This is a genomic window from Cupriavidus sp. 291-E7 (assembly GCF_057798835.1).
This window is the reverse complement of sequence record NZ_JBYOJV010000005.1, coordinates 22392-41357: the sequence shown is the minus strand read 5'-3', so window position 1 is coordinate 41357 and position 18966 is coordinate 22392. Positions and strand designations below refer to the sequence as shown.

At 65.2% G+C, this 18966-nt stretch carries 18 protein-coding genes; 6 read left to right on the top strand and 12 right to left on the bottom strand.

The genetic code is table 11. The features are described from left to right. Window positions 1–44: 44 nt before the first annotated feature. From AC3FLX_RS10615 to AC3FLX_RS10575, 9 genes are all read right to left on the bottom strand, one after another. Complete coding sequence (locus AC3FLX_RS10615) at window positions 45–698, bottom strand: tetratricopeptide repeat protein (protein ID WP_488696768.1); 654 nt, start codon at window positions 696–698, stop codon at window positions 45–47. A gap of 182 nt (window positions 699–880) precedes the next feature. Continuing rightward, a complete protein-coding gene (kdpE, locus tag AC3FLX_RS10610; RefSeq protein ID WP_488696287.1) occupies window positions 881–1576 on the bottom strand; it encodes a two-component system response regulator KdpE in 696 nt (231 codons plus the stop codon). 1 nt (window position 1577) lies between these two features. After that, complete coding sequence (locus tag AC3FLX_RS10605) at window positions 1578–4415, bottom strand: DUF4118 domain-containing protein (protein ID WP_488696285.1); 2838 nt, start codon at window positions 4413–4415, stop codon at window positions 1578–1580. Window positions 4416–4613: 198 nt separating this feature from the next. After that, on the bottom strand, window positions 4614–5225 hold the full coding sequence (gene kdpC, locus AC3FLX_RS10600) for a potassium-transporting ATPase subunit KdpC (RefSeq protein ID WP_488696283.1): 612 nt from the start codon (window positions 5223–5225) through the stop codon (window positions 4614–4616). Between the two features lie 15 nt (window positions 5226–5240). Beyond that, window positions 5241–7349, bottom strand: a complete 2109-nt coding sequence (gene kdpB, locus AC3FLX_RS10595) for a potassium-transporting ATPase subunit KdpB (RefSeq protein ID WP_488696766.1) — start codon at window positions 7347–7349, stop codon at window positions 5241–5243. A gap of 127 nt (window positions 7350–7476) precedes the next feature. Next, the gene (kdpA, locus tag AC3FLX_RS10590; RefSeq protein ID WP_488696281.1) at window positions 7477–9309 is read right to left on the bottom strand and encodes a potassium-transporting ATPase subunit KdpA; all 1833 of its coding nucleotides are present in this window, start codon (window positions 9307–9309) and stop codon (window positions 7477–7479) included. Continuing rightward, window positions 9309–9398, bottom strand: coding sequence for a K(+)-transporting ATPase subunit F (gene kdpF, locus AC3FLX_RS10585; RefSeq protein ID WP_109582419.1), 90 nt, complete (start codon window positions 9396–9398; stop codon window positions 9309–9311). Before kdpF ends, kdpA begins: the two co-directional genes overlap by 1 nt. After that, window positions 9398–9556: a hypothetical protein gene (locus tag AC3FLX_RS10580; protein WP_488696278.1), complete on the bottom strand. Its 159-nt coding sequence runs from the start codon at window positions 9554–9556 to the stop codon at window positions 9398–9400. Before AC3FLX_RS10580 ends, kdpF begins: the two co-directional genes overlap by 1 nt. Before the next feature lie 181 nt (window positions 9557–9737). Next, window positions 9738–10709, bottom strand: a complete 972-nt coding sequence (locus AC3FLX_RS10575) for a magnesium and cobalt transport protein CorA (protein ID WP_488696276.1) — start codon at window positions 10707–10709, stop codon at window positions 9738–9740. A gap of 228 nt (window positions 10710–10937) precedes the next feature. On the opposite strand from AC3FLX_RS10575, the gene minC reads away from it, so the two are divergent. From minC to AC3FLX_RS10555, 4 genes are all read left to right on the top strand, one after another. Then, on the top strand, window positions 10938–11777 hold the full coding sequence (gene minC, locus AC3FLX_RS10570) for a septum site-determining protein MinC (RefSeq protein WP_488696275.1): 840 nt from the start codon (window positions 10938–10940) through the stop codon (window positions 11775–11777). A gap of 52 nt (window positions 11778–11829) precedes the next feature. After that, window positions 11830–12642 (top strand): septum site-determining protein MinD, encoded by an 813-nt coding sequence (gene minD / locus AC3FLX_RS10565; RefSeq protein ID WP_488696274.1) that lies wholly within the window; start codon window positions 11830–11832, stop codon window positions 12640–12642. 16 nt (window positions 12643–12658) lie between these two features. Next, on the top strand, window positions 12659–12913 hold the full coding sequence (gene minE, locus AC3FLX_RS10560) for a cell division topological specificity factor MinE (protein ID WP_008645119.1): 255 nt from the start codon (window positions 12659–12661) through the stop codon (window positions 12911–12913). A 379-nt stretch (window positions 12914–13292) separates the two neighbouring features. After that, window positions 13293–14375, top strand: coding sequence for a porin (locus AC3FLX_RS10555; RefSeq protein WP_488696273.1), 1083 nt, complete (start codon window positions 13293–13295; stop codon window positions 14373–14375). 11 nt (window positions 14376–14386) lie between these two features. On the opposite strand, the gene AC3FLX_RS10550 is transcribed toward AC3FLX_RS10555, so the two are convergent. Next, the gene (locus AC3FLX_RS10550; protein WP_488696271.1) at window positions 14387–15163 is read right to left on the bottom strand and encodes a response regulator transcription factor; all 777 of its coding nucleotides are present in this window, start codon (window positions 15161–15163) and stop codon (window positions 14387–14389) included. Between the two features lie 186 nt (window positions 15164–15349). Here AC3FLX_RS10550 and AC3FLX_RS10545 point away from each other — a divergent pair, with 186 nt between their 5' ends. Next, window positions 15350–16072 (top strand): response regulator transcription factor, encoded by a 723-nt coding sequence (locus AC3FLX_RS10545; protein WP_488696269.1) that lies wholly within the window; start codon window positions 15350–15352, stop codon window positions 16070–16072. Between the two features lie 8 nt (window positions 16073–16080). Here the strand turns inward: AC3FLX_RS10545 and AC3FLX_RS10540 are convergent, their stop codons facing one another. Beyond that, complete coding sequence (locus AC3FLX_RS10540; protein WP_488696268.1) at window positions 16081–17070, bottom strand: Bug family tripartite tricarboxylate transporter substrate binding protein; 990 nt, start codon at window positions 17068–17070, stop codon at window positions 16081–16083. Between the two features lie 137 nt (window positions 17071–17207). Continuing rightward, window positions 17208–17486: a hypothetical protein gene (locus AC3FLX_RS10535; RefSeq protein WP_488696764.1), complete on the bottom strand. Its 279-nt coding sequence runs from the start codon at window positions 17484–17486 to the stop codon at window positions 17208–17210. 106 nt (window positions 17487–17592) lie between these two features. Here AC3FLX_RS10535 and AC3FLX_RS10530 point away from each other — a divergent pair, with 106 nt between their 5' ends. Beyond that, window positions 17593–18879 carry a M20/M25/M40 family metallo-hydrolase gene (locus tag AC3FLX_RS10530; RefSeq protein WP_488696266.1) on the top strand — a complete coding sequence of 429 codons (1287 nt, stop codon included), beginning with the start codon at window positions 17593–17595 and terminating at the stop codon, window positions 18877–18879. Window positions 18880–18966: the final 87 nt, after the last annotated feature.

Here is an 18966-nt window from a genome sequence, read left to right as displayed (position 1 = left end):
ACCGCCCGGTGCGCAACGCGGTGCGCACAGGTTTGCAACGGGTCCTACATCTGGTTCTTGGCGCGCAGCCCTTCTTCCAGCAGCGACCTCAGCTTGGCCAGCGCACCGGGGTCGCCATGCGCCGCCGCGCGTGCGTACCAGATCTTGGCCTGCTCGATGTCCTTGTCGACGATGCCGGGGTAGCCGCGCTCGTAGTAGCTGCCCACGATGTACTGGGCGCCGCCGTCGCCGGCCGTCGCCGCCTTCGAGTACCAGTTGAAAGCCTTGCCATAGTCGCGCGGCACGCCGCGCCCGGTGAAGTAGTTGGTCGCCAGCGCCATCTGGCCCTGGATATGACCGCCCTGCGCCGCCCGCTCATACCAGCGGTTGGCTTCCTCCAGCGACTTCGGCACCAGCTCGCCGCGCTCGTACAGGTCTCCTAATGTGTACTGCGCATGTGTCATCTGGTTGTCGGCGGCGCGGCGCAGCCAGACCAGCGCCTCCTGCGGCTTGGCCGTCGTGCCCTCGCCGCGCAGCAGCATCATCGCGTAGTTGAACTGCGCCAGCCGGTTGCCCTTCTGGGCGGCCTCGGCAAATCCCTTGAGCGCGGCATCGAACTGGCCGGCTTCATAGGCGGACACGGCCTCGCGGGTCTGGGCCTGGGCGGGGGCGGGAGGTTCGGACGCCGCATGGGCGTGCAGCGCGCACGCCAACACCATGCCAAGAACGGCCCGGAGGATCGTGGGGGCGACTGTGAAGGGCATGGCAGGCTCCGGATTCCTGAAAGGCGCGGCGGGATGATTCCAGTGTATTGGGGAGCCGTCGGTTCTGCCATGCACTCGACAACTATCATCGAGTTGAAATTCTATCCATACATTCGTCACACGAATATATTGTCCAGCTATCCCGCAAACCGGTACCCGACGCCTACCTCGGTCAGCAGATGCACCGGTTGCGCCGGATCGGTTTCCAGCTTGTGCCGCAGATGCCCCATATAGACGCGCAGGTAGTGGCTGCTTTCCGAATGCGACGGCCCCCAGACTTCGCGCAGCAGTTCGCGGTGCGTCATGACCTTGCCGCGATGGGCCAGCAGTACCGCCAGCAGCCGGTATTCGATCGGGGTCAGATGCACCTGCGCGTCGCCGCGCGTGACCAGCCGGTTGGCCAGATCCACGCGGATCTCACCGAACGCGATCTGGGGCGTGCCCTGCGGGTTGATCTTGGCATGGCGGCGCAGCAGCACGCGCACGCGGGCTACCAGTTCGCCCACGCCAAACGGCTTGGTCAGGTAGTCATCGGCGCCGGCGTCGAGGGCGGCGATCTTGTCCGCCTCGTCCGTGCGCGCGGACAGCACCAGCACCGGCACCTCGGTCCAGGTCCGCATTTCGCGGATCAGTGTCATGCCGTCGCCGTCGGGCAGTCCCAGGTCCAGGATCACGATATCGGGCTGGCGCGTGCCCGCATCGATCAGCCCGCGCTTGAGCGTTTCGGCCTCGTGCACGGTGCAACCCTCGGCCTGCAGCGACTCGCGCACGAAGCGGCGGATATGGGGTTCGTCCTCGACCAGCAATACGGTCGGCGAATAGTCGAATGGCATTTCAGTGCGGATCAGGAAGAGTGATGTCGAGCGGTTCCGGCTCGATCGACGGAGGATTGCCGCGCGGCAGCGCCAGCGTGAAACGGGCGCCCGGCCGCGCCGCTTCCACCCAGATGCGGCCACCATGCGCCTGCACGATGGCTTCGCACACGGCTAGCCCAAGACCGACGCCCGCCGTGGCGGACTCGCGCTGGCCCCGCGTGAATTTCTCGAAGACGTGACGTTCCTGGCCCGGCGGCACGCCGGGGCCTTCATCCTCGACGACCAGACGTACCTCGTGGTCGAGTAACTCGCCCCGGATGCGCACGAGCGTGCCCGGCGCCGTGTACTTGGCGGCGTTTTCCAGCAGGTTGCACAGCACGCGCTCCATCAGCACGCCGTCGCATTCCACCAGCGGCAGCGCGGACAGGTCCGCCACCTGCACACGGTGAGCTTTGAGCGCTTCACGCATCGACGCCAGCGCCGCGCCCACCAGCTCCTCCAGCGATTGCCAGCCACGCTGCAGCGCCACATCGTGCTGCTGCAGCTTCGCCATGTCGAGCAGGTTCACCACCATCGTGCGCATGCGTTGTGCCTGCCCGCGGATGGCCACGACCGTTTCCGCCACGTCGGGCGTCAGCGGCGGATCGGCGCGCTGCAGTGTTTCGGCCATGCCGATCAGTCCGGTCAGCGGCGTGCGCAGGTCGTGCGATACCGCCGCCAGCAGCGAGCTGCGCAGCCGCTCCGATTCGATCGACACCAGCGCGCGCTGCGCCACTTCCACATAGTGCAGGCGCTCGATGCCGATGGCGACCAGCGTGGCGAACACATCGGCCTGGCGGCGCAATTCCGGTTCGGCCAGCGCATGCCATGCGCGCGGCTCCACGGCCAGCACACCGCGCGTCTGCATCGGGGCCTTGAGCGGCAGATAGAGCACGGTACTGCCCGGCAACGTATGGGTGCCGGTACCGGCGGGCTGGCCGTGATCGAACACCCATTGCGCCAGCACCGTGTCGATTGCCTCGCCCTTGCCAGTCTTCTCGTTCTGGGCGCCGTCGGCCATCCGCATCAGCCTGCCTTGTTCCGAGACAAGGAAGAAGGTCGCCTGCGCGTCGAACGCGGCGCGCATGAAGCGGCTGCCAATCTCGACAATCTGATCCGTGGTCAGCGCGGCCGACAATTCACGCGCCAGTTCATAAAGCGTGCGCGCGTCGGTCTCGCGCCGCACGGCCACCTGCGCCTGCTCGCGCAGCCCCGCGGTCAGTTGCCCGATCACCAGGCCCACCGCCAGCAGCACGACGAATGTGAGCAGGTACTGCACGTCGCTAACCGCAAACGACATGCGTGGCGGCACGATGAAGAAATCGAACGCGGCCACGCCAAGCACCGACGCCAGCGCGGCGGGACCGCGTCCGTGGCGCAGTGCGACTGCCACCACCGCCGCCAGAAACAGCATGGCGATATTCACCATGTCGAACCACGGGCGCGTGAGCGTCGACAACACCGTGGCTCCGGCGCACCACACCACCGCAAATGCATAGTCGCGCCTGCGCGTGCGGGCCAGCTCGGCCGCCGCCTGCGCGTCGGCGTCGTGATGCGCGTCCGTCGTCACCGGTACGCGCGGGCGCAGATCCGTGCGCGTGGTATCGGCAGCCACGCGAATCACGTCGATTTCGGGACAGCCGGCGGCCAGCGCGTCGGCAAACGTCTGCTTGCCGATCAACCGGTTGCCCGCCCCGAGCACCGGCGACAGCATGCGTGCAAGCCACATGCGTGCCTGGTCGACGAGATTGCCTTCGGCATGCCAGTCGTTGCGCGCGCGGCCCACCAGCGCTTTGGTGAGATTGTGGCGGCGTATGTAACCGGACACCGCTTTCACCATGTCGTGACCGGCCAGGGTTTCGGTGCGCGCGCCAAGCTCCTCGGCCAGTTGCATCGCGGCGCGCACACGCACGCGCACCGTGTCCGCCAGCGGCATCAGGCGCGGCGTGGCAATGGTCACCACATGCCAGTCGCAATCGAGCTGACTGGCCAGCCGGCGCGCACTGCGCACCACCTGTTCGGCATCGTCTCCCGTGCCGATGCAGGCCAGCACGGCCTCTCGCGTGCGCCACACCGGTTCGATCGCCTCGGCGTGGCGATACGCGCGCACGTCGTCGTCCACGCGATCCGCCGTGCGTCGAAGGGCCAGCTCACGCAGCGCGATCAGGTTGCCTTTACGGAAGAAGTTGCGCGCGGCGTGGCGCGCCTGGTCGGGCAGGTAGACCTTGCCTTCGCGCAGACGCCGCAGCAGTTCGTCGGCCGGCAGGTCCACCAGCACCACTTCATCGGCGCCATCGAATACCGCGTCCGGCACGGTTTCCCAGACGCGCACGCCGGTGATGCCGCCCACGGCCTGGTTCAGGCTGTCCAGATGCTGCACGTTGACCGTGGTCCAGACGTCGATGCCCGCTGCCTGCAGCTCCTGGATGTCCTGCCAGCGCTTGGGATGGCGGCTGCCCGCCGCGTTCGAGTGCGCGAGTTCGTCGACGAGGATCAGGGCCGGGCGCCGCATCAGCGCGCCGTCGAGATCGAACTCCTGCAGCACGCGATCACGATAAGACACATCGCGCAGTGGCAGACGTTCCAGCCCTTCGACCATCGCCTCGGTTTCGGCGCGGCCGTGCGTCTCGATTACGCCGATCACCACATCCACGCCCTGCTCGCGCAAGGCGCGGGCGGCGGTGAGCATGGCGAATGTCTTGCCCACGCCGGCCGATGCACCAAAGTAGACGCGCAGCTTGCCGCGCGCGGCGCGCACGTCTTCCGCCTGCATGCGCTGTAGCAGGGCGTCGGGGTCTGGGCGGGAGGCGTCGGTCATCGTGCGGGAATTGTGCCACGCAGGCAGGTGTCGTGTTTGGACGCGCCGGCCCTCTCCCCCGGCCCCTCTCCCGCGCGCGGGAGAGGGGAGACAACCGATGGTGTCTCCAGCGGCGTCTCAAATACTCCCTGCGTGCTCCCCTCTCCCGCGCGCGGGAGAGGGGCGGGGGAGAGGGCAAGCCCGTCAACTGCCACGCGCCTACTTCGCAGCATCCAGCGCCAGATTCAGCTTCAGCACGTTGACACCCGGCTCACCGAGCACGCCAAGGCCAGGCCCGTCGGTATTCGCCGCGATCAATGCTTCGACCTTTGCCGTCGGCACGCCGCGCACACGCGCCACGCGCGCCGCCTGGTACTGCGCCGCCGCGGGACTGATATGCGGGTCCAGCCCGCTGCCTGACGCCGTCACCAGATCCACCGGCACCGGCGCCTTGTTATCGGGATCGGCTGCCTGCAGCGCATCGATGCGTGCGCGCGCCGCGTCGGTCAGCGCGGGGTTGGTCGGCCCCAGATTCGAGCCAACGGATGCCGCCGCGTTATAAGGCATCGGGGCCGTGGCCGACAGTCTTCCCCAGAAGTACTTTGGGTCCGAAAACGGCTGACCGATCAGCTCGGAGCCGACGGCCTTGCCGTCCCGCACGATCAGCGAGCCGGCCGCCTGATGCGGAAACACGGCGCTGGCGATGCCGGTGACCACGCCCGGATAGAGCAGCCCCGTGATGATGGACAAAGCGATGAATACGGTCAGCGCCGGACGCAGCATGCCGCCTTGGCGTGCGGGTTCGGTCAGGGTATTGGCTTGTGAAGGCATAGTAGTTCTCCAGACTCAGATCCAGCCGAACATCGTCAGCAGCAGGTCGATCAGCTTGATGCCCACGAATGGCACCAGAATGCCGCCCAGCCCGTAGATCACCAGGTTGCGTCGCAACAGCGTGGCGGCACCCAGCGGGCGATACACCACGCCACGCAGCGCCAGCGGAATCAGTGCCACGATGATCAGCGCGTTGAAGATCACGGCGGACATGATCGCGGACGCTGGCGTGGACAAGTGCATCACGTTCAGCAGGTTCAATTGCGGATACGTCGTGGCAAACGCGGCCGGGATGATCGCGAAGTACTTGGCCACGTCGTTGGCCACGCTGAACGTGGTCAGCGACCCGCGCGTCATCAGCATCTGCTTGCCGATCTCGACGATCTCGATCAGCTTGGTCGGATTGCTGTCCAGATCGACCATGTTGCCGGCCTCGCGCGCCGCCTGCGTGCCGCTGTTCATCGCCACGGCCACGTCGGCCTGCGCAAGCGCCGGCGCATCGTTGGTGCCGTCGCCGGTCATCGCCACCAGGCGGCCCTGCCCCTGGTACTCGCGGATCAGCGCCAGCTTGGCCTCGGGCGTGGCTTCGGCCAGGAAGTCATCGACGCCTGCCTCGGCCGCGATCGATGCCGCCGTCAACCGGTTGTCGCCCGTGATCATCACGGTGCGGATGCCCATCTTGCGCAGCTCGCCAAAACGCTCGCGGATGCCGGTCTTGACGATGTCCTTGAGCTCGACCACGCCCAGCACGCGCACGGTGTCCTCAGTCCCTTCGGAGACTGCTTCGGCCACCACCAGCGGCGTGCTGCCGGCGCGCGCCACGTCGTCGACGGCCTGCATCACCGCCTCCGGGAACTTGCCGGCCCGCTCGGTCACGTAGCGGCGCACCGCATCGGCCGCGCCCTTGCGCACGCTGCGTACAACGTTGCCCTGCGCGACATCGACACCGCTCATGCGCGTCTGCGCGGTGAACGGCACGAAAACTGGTGCGGCCAGGCCACGTTGCCCCATCTCGGGCGCCGTGACGCCGGGCTGCTGGCGTGCCAGCGTGACGATGCTGCGGCCTTCCGGCGTTTCATCGGCCAGCGACGACAGCCATGCGGCCTCCGCCAGTTGACGCGCGTTCACGCCCGGTGCGCAGATGAACCGCGCGGCCTGGCGATTGCCGTGCGTGATCGTGCCGGTCTTGTCCAGCAGCAGCACGTCCACGTCGCCGGCCGCTTCCACCGCACGACCGGAGGTGGCGATCACGTTCGCCTCCATCATGCGGCTCATGCCGGCCACGCCGATGGCGGACAGCAGACCGCCGATCGTCGTCGGAATCAGGCAGACAAGCAGCGCCACCAGCACCGTCACCGATACCGGCACGCCGGCCTTGGTCACCAGCACCGCGTAGAGCGAGTACGGCTGCAATGTCACGGTGGCCAGCAGCAGCACCAGCGTCAGCCCCACCAGCAGGATGGTCAGCGCCAGTTCGTTCGGCGTCTTCTGACGCTTGGCGCCTTCGACCATGCTGATCATGCGGTCGATGAAACTCTCGCCAGGGTTGGTCGTGATACGCACCACGATCCAATCCGACAGCACGCGCGTGCCGCCCGTGACCGAAGAGAAATCGCCACCCGATTCGCGGATCACCGGTGCCGATTCGCCAGTGATGGCGCTTTCGTCAACCGATGCCACGCCTTCGATGACTTCGCCGTCGCCGGGAATCATCTCACCGGCTTCGACGAGGACGATATCGCCCTTGCGCAGCTCCGTTGCCGCGCGCGGTTCGGTGGCGCCGTTGGCACGCGCATCGCTGCGGCCCGTGCGCACCACGCGCGCCATCGTGGTGGTCTTGAGGCCCCGCAGCGCGGCGGCCTGTTGCTTGCTGCGGCCTTCCGCCAGTGCTTCGGCGAAATTGGCAAACAGCACCGTGAACCAGAGCCAGATCGCCACGGCCAGGATGAAGCCTGCCGATTCGCCGCCCTGCGTGGGCTGCAGCCAGGCGCGCAGGAACAGGATCGTGGTCAGGATGCTGCCCGCGTAGACCACGAACATCACCGGGTTGCGCAGCTGGGCGCGCGGCGTGAGCTTGCGCAAGGCATCGCGCATGGCCGGCTTGACCAGCTCGGGGGCGAACATCCCGCGCGCGGGGCGCGGGTGATGCGGCACACCGCCGGTCACGGTGGTGGCGCCGGGGGTGCGTGACGGCGTGGTGCTTTGGGTGTGGCTCGCCGGGGTATGTTGTTGCATACGAATTCTCCGCGTATTACTTGCCAGCCGCCGCGACCGCAGCAGGCTGCAGTTGCTCTGCCACCGGGCCAAGGGCCAGTGCAGGCACATAGGTCAATGCGCCAACCAGCAGCACCGAACCCACCAGCAGCACGACGAACAACGGACCATGCGTGGGCATCGTGCCGGACGTGGCAGGCGTGCGCCGCTTGGCGGCCAGCGATCCGGCCATCGCCAGCACCGGCACGATGATCCAGAAACGTCCGAACCACATCGCCGCGGCGAGCAGCACGTTATAGAACGGCGTGTTGGCCGAGAGTCCGGCGAAGGCGCTGCCGTTGTTGTTGGCCGCCGAGGACAGCGCGTACAGGACTTCAGAGAAGCCATGCGTGCCCGGGTTGAACACGCCCGCACGTCCCGGTTCGACCATCACGGCGATGGCCGTGCCAACCAGCACCAGCAACGGCGTGACCAGGATGGCCACGGCGGTCATCTTCATCTCGTACGCTTCGATCTTCTTGCCCAGATACTCGGGCGTGCGACCGATCATCAGGCCCGCGATGAACACGGCAAGCACCGCGTAGACGAGCATGCCGTAGAGGCCCGATCCCACGCCGCCGAACACCACTTCGCCGAGCTGCATCAACAGCATCGGCACCAATCCGCCGATGGCCGTGAACGAGTCGTGCATGGCATTGACCGCGCCACACGATGCAGCGGTAGTGATCGTGGCGAACAGTGCGCTGGCCGAGATGCCGAAGCGCACCTCCTTGCCTTCCATGTTGCCGCCGGCCTGCAGCGCGGACGCCACATGATCAACCGACAACGAAGCCAGCGCCGCGTTGACCTGCGCTTCGGAAGCCATCGCCGCGAGCGCCATCACCACGAAGATCACTGTCATCGATGCAATCACCGCCACGCCCTGGCGGCGGTCCTTCACCATCTCGCCGAACGTGAAGCACAGCGCGGCGGGGATCAGGAAGATCGCGAGCATCTCGATCAGGTTCGCCAGCGGCGTCGGGTTCTCGAACGGATGCGCGGAGTTGGCATTGAAGAAGCCACCGCCGTTGGTGCCGATCATCTTGATCGCTTCCTGCGAAGCGACCGGACCCATTGCCAGCGTCTGCGTGCCGGTCTTTGCGTCTTCGGTGACGGGCTTGCCATCCTTGTCGAGGACCGGTTGGCCTGCCGCGTCGACCTTGGGTTGCGAATATTCGACAGCCGAAACCAGGTTCACTTCCTTGTAGCTGTCGAAGTTCTGGATCACGCCCTGGCCGACCAGGACCACGGCGGTGACGATCGACAGCGGCAGCAGCACATACATCGTGCTGCGCGTGAGGTCGACCCAGAAATTGCCGATGGTCTTGGCACTGTGGCGCGCAAAGCCGCGGATCAGCGCGAACACCACGGCGATGCCGGTGGCCGCCGAGAAGAAGTTCTGCACGGTCAGCGCCAGCATCTGCGTCAGGTAGCTCATCGTCGACTCACCGGCGTAGCCCTGCCAGTTCGTATTGGCGACAAAGCTGACGGCGGTGTTGAACGATGAATCGGGCGACACCGCGCCAAACCCTTGCGGGTTCAGCGGCAGCATGCCCTGCAGGCGCTGGATGGCGTACACGGCGATCACGCCAAGCACGTTGAACACGATCACGGCAATCGCGTATTGCTTCCAGCCCATTTCGGCATCGGCACGCACGCCGGCCAGGCGATACAGCAGACGTTCCAGCGGACGGCCCCATGCCGTCAGCGCGTAGTTACCCTCCTCCATCGCGCGGCGCATGTAGCGCCCGAGGAAAGGCCCCGCCACGAAAAGGATGGCGAGAAACAGGACGAGGAGTCCAATGAACTGCGAAAAGTTCGGCGTCGACATCAGAATTTCTCCGGCCGGAAGAGCGCAACGAGCAGGTAAATGAAGATGGCGACGGCCAGGCCGCCACTGAGCAGGTCGGTCCAGTTCATCAGAGGCCCCTGTCGTTTGCCGAATGCTTCGATGCCGCGCCGTCGTCGGTGCCGCCTCGCCCCGACGGCAGATTGGCGCCAAGCGCGGCGCATAGGGCCAGCAGCGCGCCCGTCAACGCGCCGAAGGCCAGCAATACGAGGAAATAGATCCCGTCCATGATGTGTATGCAGGCATGGCGCCTGCAGAGTGATTCACGGATAGGAGGTTAGGGATCGGGGAGTAAAAACGGGGTAGAGAGGGGGAAAGGGGGTGTAAACGAAATATAAAAATGACCCGAATGACGGCGCCAGAGCCCGGTTTTCTCATGTGAGAGCGGGGCTCGCAGCGAATGACCCCGGTCAGATCCAGCCGGCCCGGTGCAGCTTTCGCCAGAGAAATCCGCACGCCGTGGCCGTGAAGCCGATCACCGCGGGATAGGCGTAGTGCCACTTCAGTTCGGGCATGAAATTGAAGTTCATGCCGTACAGCGAGAACACCACCGTCGGCACCGCCAGGATGGCGCCCCACCCCGCCAGGCGCTTGACCACCTCGTTCTGCGTCACCGTGACGAGCGCCAGGTTGACCTGCACCGCTGTGGTCAGCATTTCACGCACCACGTCCAGCGACCGCACGACGCGGCTGCAGTGGTCCTCGATATCGCGGAAGTAGGCGCGAAGCTCCTTCGGCACCAGGTCTTCATGCAGGCGGATCAGCTGGGCGCACATATCTTCGACCGGATACACCGCATTGCGCAGCCGTAGCACCTGGTGCTTGACGTGATAGAGCCGCTGGATGGCTTCGCGGTCGAATTCGTCGCGGAAAATGCCCTGCTCCAGTTGCTCGAAGGCGTCCTCCAGGCGCGTGACGATGGGCAGGTAGTGATCGACCACGAAGTCCATCAGCGCATAGAGCACGTAACCGGGCCCATGAGCCAGCCCCTGGGGATCCTCCTCGCAGCGGTTGCGCACGGGCGCATAGGTGGAACTGGCGCCGTGGCGCACGGACACCACGTAATTGGGGCCGACGAACAGGTGGGTCTCGCCGACCACGACCTCTTCTCCCACCAGCTGCGCGGTATTGAGCACCACGAAGACCGAATCGCCATAGGATTCGAGCTTGGGCCGCTGATGGGCGTCCAGCGCATCCTCCACGGCCAGGTCGTGCAGCCCGAACGCCTGCTGCACCTTGCGCAGCAGTGCCAGGTCCGGCTCATGCAGCCCCAGCCAGACGAAGGTGCCGGGTTCCGCCAGCGCCTGCGCGATATCCGCGAAATCGACCTTGCCGAGCTTCTTGCCGTCGCGATACGCCGCGCAATTGACGATGGCGCCCATGAATGCATCCGATATGAAGATGCGCAATGCTAGCAAGCGGGCGTCGCGCACGCGATAGGCGTTGCGCTGACATCAGGGTGTACCCGTATCGTGCTGCGGGGCACTTGGGGCGGCACCGTGCCGGCGCATATGGTCCGCATGGTCCACCCCCCGGCCGGCGAACCAATATTTGTTACAGTTCCCCGGAAATCCGACGTTAGAATGTCCCATTTCCACGGTCACCCGGCTATGTCCCAGAAGAAATCGCCACGCTTCGAGCTGCGCAGTGGCAATGTCGACGCCCTCCTTCTCGCACTGCAGACCGCAGACATGGACGCGCTGCGGGACGATCTCCTCTCCCGCTTCGAATCGACTCCCGATTTCTTCTCAGACGATGTGGTGGCGCTGGACCTGCGCCGCCTGGACGGTGACAGCGCGCTGGCGCTGGACCGCGTGATCGAGACCCTTTCCACCCTGAATGCCCGCGCCATTGGCGTGGTGGCGCGCGCCGACCAGCGCGGCTGGGCGGGCAGCTTCGGCCTGCCGCTGCTGGATAGCCAGAGCCGGCGCGGAGGCCGTAACGAACCCGCGCAAGCCGCTCCCAGGGCGGAAGACGAGGCACCGGCCGAGGTAGCCGGCAGCGCGGAATCGGAGACGGCGGCCGCCTCGACGAACGGCCCGATCAACGGCTCGGCATCGGAAATCGCCGAAATCATGGCCGCCGCCAACGCCGCGGCCGCCACGCCGCGCGCCATTCCCACGCTGCTGATCGACAAGCCGCTGCGCTCCGGCCAGCAGGTCTACGCGCAGGGCGATGTGGTGATTCTGGACCTGGTCAGCTACGGCGCCGAGGTCATCGCCGAAGGCAACATCCATATCTACGCCCCGCTGCGCGGCCGTGCGCTGGCGGGCGTCAAGGGCAACCCGGACGCGCGCATTTTCTGCACGTGCCTGGAGCCCGAACTGATTTCCATCGCCGGCATCTACCGGACCGCGGAGCAGACGCTTCCGGCCGACGTGCTCGGCAAATCGGCCCAGGTACGCCTGGCCGACGAAAAGCTGATTCTTGAACCGCTGCGGATGAAATGACCGCGGTGCCCATCAGAACGAAACAAATCCACTCATACCGGACCCAAGAGCCATGACAAAAATCATCGTAGTGACCTCCGGCAAGGGGGGCGTTGGCAAGACCACCACCAGCGCGAGCTTCGCCGCTGGCCTGGCACTGCGCGGCCACAAGACTGCCGTGATCGATTTCGACGTCGGCCTGCGCAACCTCGACCTGATCATGGGTTGCGAGCGCCGTGTGGTGTATGACCTGATCAACGTGGTGCAGGGCGAAGCCAACCTGAACCAGGCACTGATCAAGGACAAGAAGTGCGAAAACCTGTTCATCCTGCCGGCCTCGCAGACGCGCGACAAGGAAGCGCTGACCCGCGAAGGCGTGGAAAAGGTCATCAACGACCTGAAGGGCATGGATTTCGAATACATCATCTGCGATTCGCCGGCCGGCATCGAAACCGGCGCGCTGATGGCCATGTACTTTGCCGACGAGGCACTGATCGTGACCAATCCCGAAGTGTCGTCCGTACGTGACTCGGACCGCATCCTCGGCATCCTGGCCTCGAAGACCAAGCGCGCCAGCGAAGGCGACCCGATCAAGGAACACCTGCTGATCACGCGCTACAACCCCAAGCGCGTGCACGGTGGCGAGATGCTGTCGCTGACCGACATCCAGGAAATCCTGCGCATCAAGCTGATCGGCGTGGTGCCGGAATCGGAAGCCGTGCTGCACGCGTCGAACCAGGGCACGCCGGCCATCCATCTGGAAGGCACCGACGTGGCCGACGCCTACGGCGACGTGGTGGACCGCTTCCTGGGCAAGGACAAGCCGTTGCGTTTCACTGACTACCAGAAGCCGGGGCTGTTCTCGCGCATCTTCGGCAACAAGTAAAGGAGGACTCATCCATATGTCGATCCTGTCCTTCCTGTTGGGGGAGAAGAAGAAATCCGCATCGGTCGCCAAAGAGCGGCTGCAGATCATTCTCGCCCACGAGCGGTCCGGCCATTCCGCGCCGGCCGATTACCTGCCGGCCCTGCAGCGTGAACTGGTGGCCGTGATCTCGAAATACGTGAAGATCAGCGACCAGGATCTGCGCGTGAGCCTGGAGCGCCAGGACAACCTCGAAGTGCTCGAGGTCAAGATCGAGATCCCCCAGGCCTGAGCACGCCACCGCGCATGTCACCGATCCCTTTCGAGGGATAACCCTTCCCCACGTTCGTTGGGGATATTGCAGCGCAGCAACCGCCCCGTGTGGCGGTTGCGATGCGTGCTGCGTCCCGCCTCCTTTCCCGCTCCCCGCCTTGCATGCACCGCCTTGGCGCGTGTTGCCTTGCACCATTTAGTCAGCTTCGTGACATTGTGTAGCGGCAAACCAACGGATTTGCACCAAATGTCTTCTCGAAGTGCGCCTGAGCTTCGGATTTATGTCGTAACGATCCGCCTTTTGTTAAATTTTCGCGGCGTTTAGTGCAAACGTTATCCACAAAGATGGACGCGCCGCGATCCGGGGCGATCCAACCACAAGACAGAAAAGGAGCACCATGAAGAAATCGCTACTGACCCTCGCAATTGGCTCGTTGTGCGCCGGCAGCGCATTCGCTCAAAACTCGGTGACGCTGTACGGTATCGTTGACCAAAGCGTCCGTTTCCAAACCAACGCTGATGCTGGCAACCACAGCCAGACCCAGGTAACGAACGGCGCGATCACCAACAGCCGTTGGGGCCTGAAGGGCTCGGAAGCCCTGGGTAACAACCTGAAGGCAATCTTCCAGCTGGAAAACGGTTTCGATCCGGACACCGGCAAGGCCAACCAAGGTGGCCGCCTGTTCGGTCGTCAAGCCTATGTCGGCCTGGCCGGCGACTTCGGCGCGATCAAGCTGGGCCGTCAGTACACCGAAGGCTTTAACCTGTTCGGCGACTTCGACCCGCTGACCATCGGTAACTACGACAACAACGCCTGGCCGTTCTTCCTGACCCAGTTCCGTTCGGACAACGTGGTCAGCTACTCGGGTTCGTTCAGCGGCCTGAACGTCGGCGCCAGCTACGGCTTCGGCGAACAAGCCGGCAGCCTGACCAAGGGCCAGTACTGGGGCACGCGTGCTTCGTACGACATCGGACCGTTCGGTATCGGCGCCGTGTATCAGGAATTCCGCGACACCACCGCTGCCAAGAACAAGCAGCAAATGTGGGGCGTGGCCGGTAAGTACACGGTCGGCGCAACGAAGCTGTTCCTGGGTTACGTAGGCGGCAAGGACAAGACCGGCACGATCGATTCGGGCTTCTTCACCCCGGCCAACTCGGGCAACCCGATTCCGGCCGGCGGCAACGCACAGGCCAACCCGCGTAAGGACACGATCGGCTACATCGGCGCGACGTACCAGGCCACCCCGGCACTGGCACTGACCGGCGTGTTCTACGGCGACTTCATCGACAACAAGAACGGCATCAACGACAACAGCGGCAAGCGCTACACCGGCGTTCTGCTGGCCGAGTACTCGCTGTCGAAGCGCACGCAGGTCTATGGCACGGTTGACTTCAACAAGGTCACCGGTGGCGCCAAGACCGAACTGCCGGGCCGCAACAACCAGACCGGCATCGCCGCCGGCATCCGCCACATTTTCTGATCGCTGTTTGATCAACTGTTTTGGGAAAGGCACCTTCGGGTGCCTTTTTTTTGTGCTGCCGAGGCAGGCGTGGACATCTGGTCCGCCAGCAATTCCAGCCGGTAGCCGAACGTGTAGACCGGTATCACACGTACCCCGTTGTTCTCCCACAGCCCGAGCTTGTTCCGCACGCGCGAGATATGCGTATCGATCGTGCGTGACATCGGCGAAAATTCGCGGCCCCAGACCGCCGTCACCATGTGTTCGCGCGACACCACCCGATTGGCATTGCGGAACATCAGCAACGCAAGATCGAATTCCTTCGGCGTCAGCGGCACCACTACGCCATCGCGCGCGGTCTGGCGCGTGACCAGGTCGAACGTGTACGGGCCCCAGCCCAGCCGGTCGTCGTCGCGCTGGCGGGTATCGGGATAGACCCGCCGCAGCAGCGCCTGGATGCGAGCGGACAATTCCACGGCCCGGATCGGCTTGGCCATGTAGTCGTCGGCGCCCGCTGCCAGGGCCGCCCCGATATCGGACTCGCGCCCGCGCTGCGCGATGAACATCACGGGCAGGCGCGAATCCAGGTGCCCGCGCGCCCAGTCCAGGACCTCCAGCCCGGTGACGTGCGGCACGTCCCACTCCAGCAGCAGCAGGTCGAATGCAACCTTGCGCAAGGTCAGCAACATGCGCCGGCCATCGATAAACGTCACGCATTCATGGCCCGCGCCCGTCACAATGCCGCGGATCATCGCGGCCTGCGCGGCGTCGTTTTCCAGTGAAGCGACTCTGAGTCCCGTTCTTGTCATGCGTCGTCGCACCTTGTCAGGCGCACAGGTAATGTGCCCAGCGATCATTAGATGCTGAGTCACGCACAAACCCTATAAGACGATGCTCATTTTTTGGTCCGCCACAAATGTTTACTTCGGCCGCAACGGGTGGGCGGCCTAACATTGGCCGCGCCGAATGACGGCAAGGACGGGGAGGAAACCAACGTGAAGATCGCCGCGCTTGAAGACAATCCGGCCCGGATCATCGTGCTCGAGCGTGCCTTGCACCGGGGCGGACACCGCATGACGCGCTTTCAATGCGGCGCGCGGCTGGTCGCCGCCATCCATCGCGAACCCTTTGACATGCTGCTGCTGGACCGCGACGTGGCGGACGCCAATGCCGAAGAACTGCTGGACTGGGTCCGACGCACGCTCGGAAATGGTCTGCCGGTGATGATGCTTGGCGCCAGCGATGCGGAGTCGGATGTGGCGCGCTGCCTGATGGCCGGCGCCGATGCCTACGTGGCGCAGCCTGTGCGCGACGGGGAACTGCTGGCGCGCATCGAAGCGCTGGCCCGCCGCGCCACCACGGAACCGATTCGCCCGGCCACGGCACCGTCCGCGGCGCTCGACAATTGTCCGGACCAACTGGTCTGTGGCGAGTTTCGTTTCTCGGTGCCCGAGCGCCAGGTATGGGTCAAGGGCATTCCCGTGACGCTGTCACCGAAGGAATACGCGCTGGCGCTGCTGATGTTCCGCAACATCGGCACGCTGATCTCGCGGCGCACGATGATCGACAAGGTGTGGAGCGGCGCGGCCATGCGCGAACAGGCGCGCACGATCGACAGCCATCTGTCGCGCATCCGGACCAAGCTCGCGCTATGGCCCTTCAACGGCGTGATGCTGCGGACGGTCTACAAGCTAGGCAGCCGTCTGGACGTGGCCTAGCGACGCGGTCAGTCGGCCTTGATGCCGGCTTCCTTGACGATGCGTGCGTTTTCCTGCGATTCGGCGCGGATGGCCGTGGCGAATTGCTTTGCCGTGCCACCGGTGGGCACTTCGCCGCCGCGCATCAGGCGTTCACGTACGTCCGGCTCGGCCAGTGCCTTGTTCAGCTCGGCATTGAGCTTGTCGACGATGGCCGCCGGCGTCTTGCCAGGGGCGAAGATGCCGAACGTCGAGGTCAGGTTGGCCTTCGGATAGCCGAGTTCGTCGAACGTCGGCACATTGGGCAGGCTTTCAAGCCGCTTCGGTGCCCCGACGGCGATCGCGCGCAAGCGTCCTGCCTGCATATGCTGGGTCAGCATCGGGCTGGCGTTCGTGCTCATGGCCTCGAACTGGCCGCCCAGTGCATCGTTCAATTGCTGGCCCGCGCCCTTGTAGGGAATCAGCGTGATATCGGCCTTCGATTTCGACCGGATCTGTTCCAGCATCACGTGGCCCACGGTGCCCAGCCCCGACGTCGCCCAGCGCACCGAACCCGGCTTGGCCTTCGACTGCGCAATCAGGTCCTGGAACGTCTTGCCGCCAAAGCTCGGCGTGGCGACCACCAGCACGGGCGAGTACATGACACTCATGACCGGCGCCACATCGCGCTGGGGGTCGTAGTTGACATGGCCCACATGGGGATTGAGCGTCAGCGGGCTGGTCGACGAGAAGCCCAGCGTGTAGCCATCGGGGGCCGCCTTGGCCACGGCATCCATGCCGATGCTGCCGCCGGCGCCGGCCTTGTTTTCCACCACGACCGACGTACCCATCTGCTGCGACAGCTTTTCACCCAGCGCGCGTGCCACGGCATCGCTGATGCCGCCCGTGGGATAGGCGACGATCATGCGGATCGGCCGGCTCGGATAGTTGTCGGCGGCAAAGACGGGCGCGGCAGCGGTGGAAATCAGGGCAACGGCAAAGCAGGCGGCGCGCAGCGGCAGAAGGCGAAAAACGGCCATGATCGGGCTTCGGAAGGGGAGAAACGTGGGGAAAGCGTCGGGAATCCGGACGGGACGAGCAGCAGCGGCGTCGATGTCGGCGTCCGGCCAGCCGCTATCTTAGCCGATCGGCCATTGCGTTCATGGCGCCTGGGCGGCTATCGCACCAGCGGATGCTCGGGCACCCACGACACGAACAGTTCGTTGGCACGATCGTAGAGGCGCCATGCCGTGCCGCACTCGCGGCAGGTGAACGACATCATGCTGAAGGGCACGCCGGCCGCGCTCTGGCTGACCAGCGGCGCGGTGCTGCGCAGCGCCAGGCATGCATGCGGCTCGCGGCGGCGCGGATCTTCGGCCAGGGCAAGGCAGTGGGCGCAGGCGGGACGGGCGGATGTGGCAGGCATTGCGGAGGGCTGGGGCACGGCGGACTTCATGACCGAGATGATGCCGCAAAACTGATGCCAGGGCACTGGACCCCTGGACATTGCGCGCGCAACATGTGGGCTTCGCACCACCAATAACAAACAGGAGCCACACCGCATGACCGCTTTTCGCCCCCGCCCTTCCGCTCTCGCCGCCGCGCTGACCGCCGCCCTGCTCGCCGCGGCCGCGCACGCCGCGCCGGTGGAACCCGTCTACCAGCTGGCCCAGCAGGAAAAGCCCGCGCTGATCGACACGATGCAGGACCTGGTGTCGATCGAGTCAGGCAGCAAGGACATCGAGGGACTTGACCGCATCGCCAACCTGATCCGCGACCGCCTGGCCGCGCTGGGTGGCGACGCCAGACTCGTGGAGCCGACGGAGGTCTATCGCATGGAAGACACGCCCGCGAAAGTCGGCAAGATGGTGCATGCCACTTTCAAGGGCACGGGCAAGCGCAAGATCATGCTGATCGCGCATATGGACACGGTCTACCTGCGCGGCATGCTGGCCCAGCAGCCGTTCCGGGTGGACGGCGACCGCGCCTACGGCCTGGGCATTGCCGATGACAAGAACGGCGTGGCTGTGATCCTGCACACCGTGGCCATCCTTCAGAAGATGAACTTCAAGGACTACGGCACGCTGACCGTGCTGATCAACGGCGACGAGGAAATCAGCTCGCCCGGCGCCCGCGCAACGCTGACCAGGCTCGGCGCGGAGCAGAACGCCGTGTTCTCCTGTGAAGCCACGCGTGTGACCGGCGACCGCTTGTCGCTGGCCACCAGCGGCATTGGCGCCATCGCGCTCAAGGTGGAAGGCAAGTCCTCGCATGCGGGCAGTTCGCCCGAGCTTGGCCGCAACGCGCTGTATGAAATGTCACAGCAGATCCTGCAGATGCGCGATCTGTCGAAGCCCGACGCCGGGCTGAAGGTGAACTGGACGCTGGCACAGGCCGGCACCAACCGCAACGTGATTCCGGCCGTCGCCACGGCACAAGCCGATGTGCGCGTGCTGCGTACGTCCGACTACGACGCGCTGGAAAAGACGCTTCAGGAACGGACCCAGAAGAAGCTGATTTCCGATACCAAGGTCGAGGTCAAGTTCGAGCGCCGCCGCCCGCCGCTGGAGGCCACCCCGGCCGCACGCGCGCTGGCGGCGCACGCGCAGGGCATCTATGCGGAAATCGGCGAGAAACTGGCCGTGTATGACACGGCGGAAGGCGGCGGCACCGACGCCGCATTCGCGGCTGCCGCCACCAAGGCACCGGTAATCGAGCGCTTTGGCCTGCGCGGCTTTGGCGCGCATTCGAACGATGCCGAGTACGTGGACCTGAACTCGGTCACGCCGCGCCTTTACCTGCTGACCCGGATGATCATGGACGTGTCGCAGGACAAGGCCGGGAAGTAAGCAGCGCCGAGAGACTGAAGGACTGAAGGACTGAAAGACTGAAGGACTGGGCGCTTGCTCCCTCTCCCGCAAGGGAGAGGGACAACC

Bases quoted from the DNA above. Each gene is read 5' to 3' on its own strand.
- AC3FLX_RS10615 (WP_488696768.1), bottom strand. From the start codon at position 698: ATGGTGTTGGCGTGCGCGCTGCACGCCCATGCGGCGTCCGAACCTCCC.
- kdpE (WP_488696287.1), bottom strand. From the start codon at position 1,576: ATGCCATTCGACTATTCGCCGACCGTATTGCTGGTCGAGGACGAACCC.
- AC3FLX_RS10605 (WP_488696285.1), bottom strand. From the start codon at position 4,415: ATGACCGACGCCTCCCGCCCAGACCCCGACGCCCTGCTACAGCGCATG.
- kdpC (WP_488696283.1), bottom strand. From the start codon at position 5,225: ATGCCTTCACAAGCCAATACCCTGACCGAACCCGCACGCCAAGGCGGC.
- kdpB (WP_488696766.1), bottom strand. From the start codon at position 7,349: ATGTTCGCCCCCGAGCTGGTCAAGCCGGCCATGCGCGATGCCTTGCGC.
- kdpA (WP_488696281.1), bottom strand. From the start codon at position 9,309: ATGTCGACGCCGAACTTTTCGCAGTTCATTGGACTCCTCGTCCTGTTT.
- kdpF (WP_109582419.1), bottom strand. From the start codon at position 9,398: ATGAACTGGACCGACCTGCTCAGTGGCGGCCTGGCCGTCGCCATCTTC.
- AC3FLX_RS10580 (WP_488696278.1), bottom strand. From the start codon at position 9,556: ATGGACGGGATCTATTTCCTCGTATTGCTGGCCTTCGGCGCGTTGACG.
- AC3FLX_RS10575 (WP_488696276.1), bottom strand. From the start codon at position 10,709: ATGGGCGCCATCGTCAATTGCGCGGCGTATCGCGACGGCAAGAAGCTC.
- minC (WP_488696275.1), top strand. From the start codon at position 10,938: ATGTCCCAGAAGAAATCGCCACGCTTCGAGCTGCGCAGTGGCAATGTC.
- minD (WP_488696274.1), top strand. From the start codon at position 11,830: ATGACAAAAATCATCGTAGTGACCTCCGGCAAGGGGGGCGTTGGCAAG.
- minE (WP_008645119.1), top strand. From the start codon at position 12,659: ATGTCGATCCTGTCCTTCCTGTTGGGGGAGAAGAAGAAATCCGCATCG.
- AC3FLX_RS10555 (WP_488696273.1), top strand. From the start codon at position 13,293: ATGAAGAAATCGCTACTGACCCTCGCAATTGGCTCGTTGTGCGCCGGC.
- AC3FLX_RS10550 (WP_488696271.1), bottom strand. From the start codon at position 15,163: ATGACAAGAACGGGACTCAGAGTCGCTTCACTGGAAAACGACGCCGCG.
- AC3FLX_RS10540 (WP_488696268.1), bottom strand. From the start codon at position 17,070: ATGGCCGTTTTTCGCCTTCTGCCGCTGCGCGCCGCCTGCTTTGCCGTT.
- AC3FLX_RS10535 (WP_488696764.1), bottom strand. From the start codon at position 17,486: ATGAAGTCCGCCGTGCCCCAGCCCTCCGCAATGCCTGCCACATCCGCC.
- AC3FLX_RS10530 (WP_488696266.1), top strand. From the start codon at position 17,593: ATGACCGCTTTTCGCCCCCGCCCTTCCGCTCTCGCCGCCGCGCTGACC.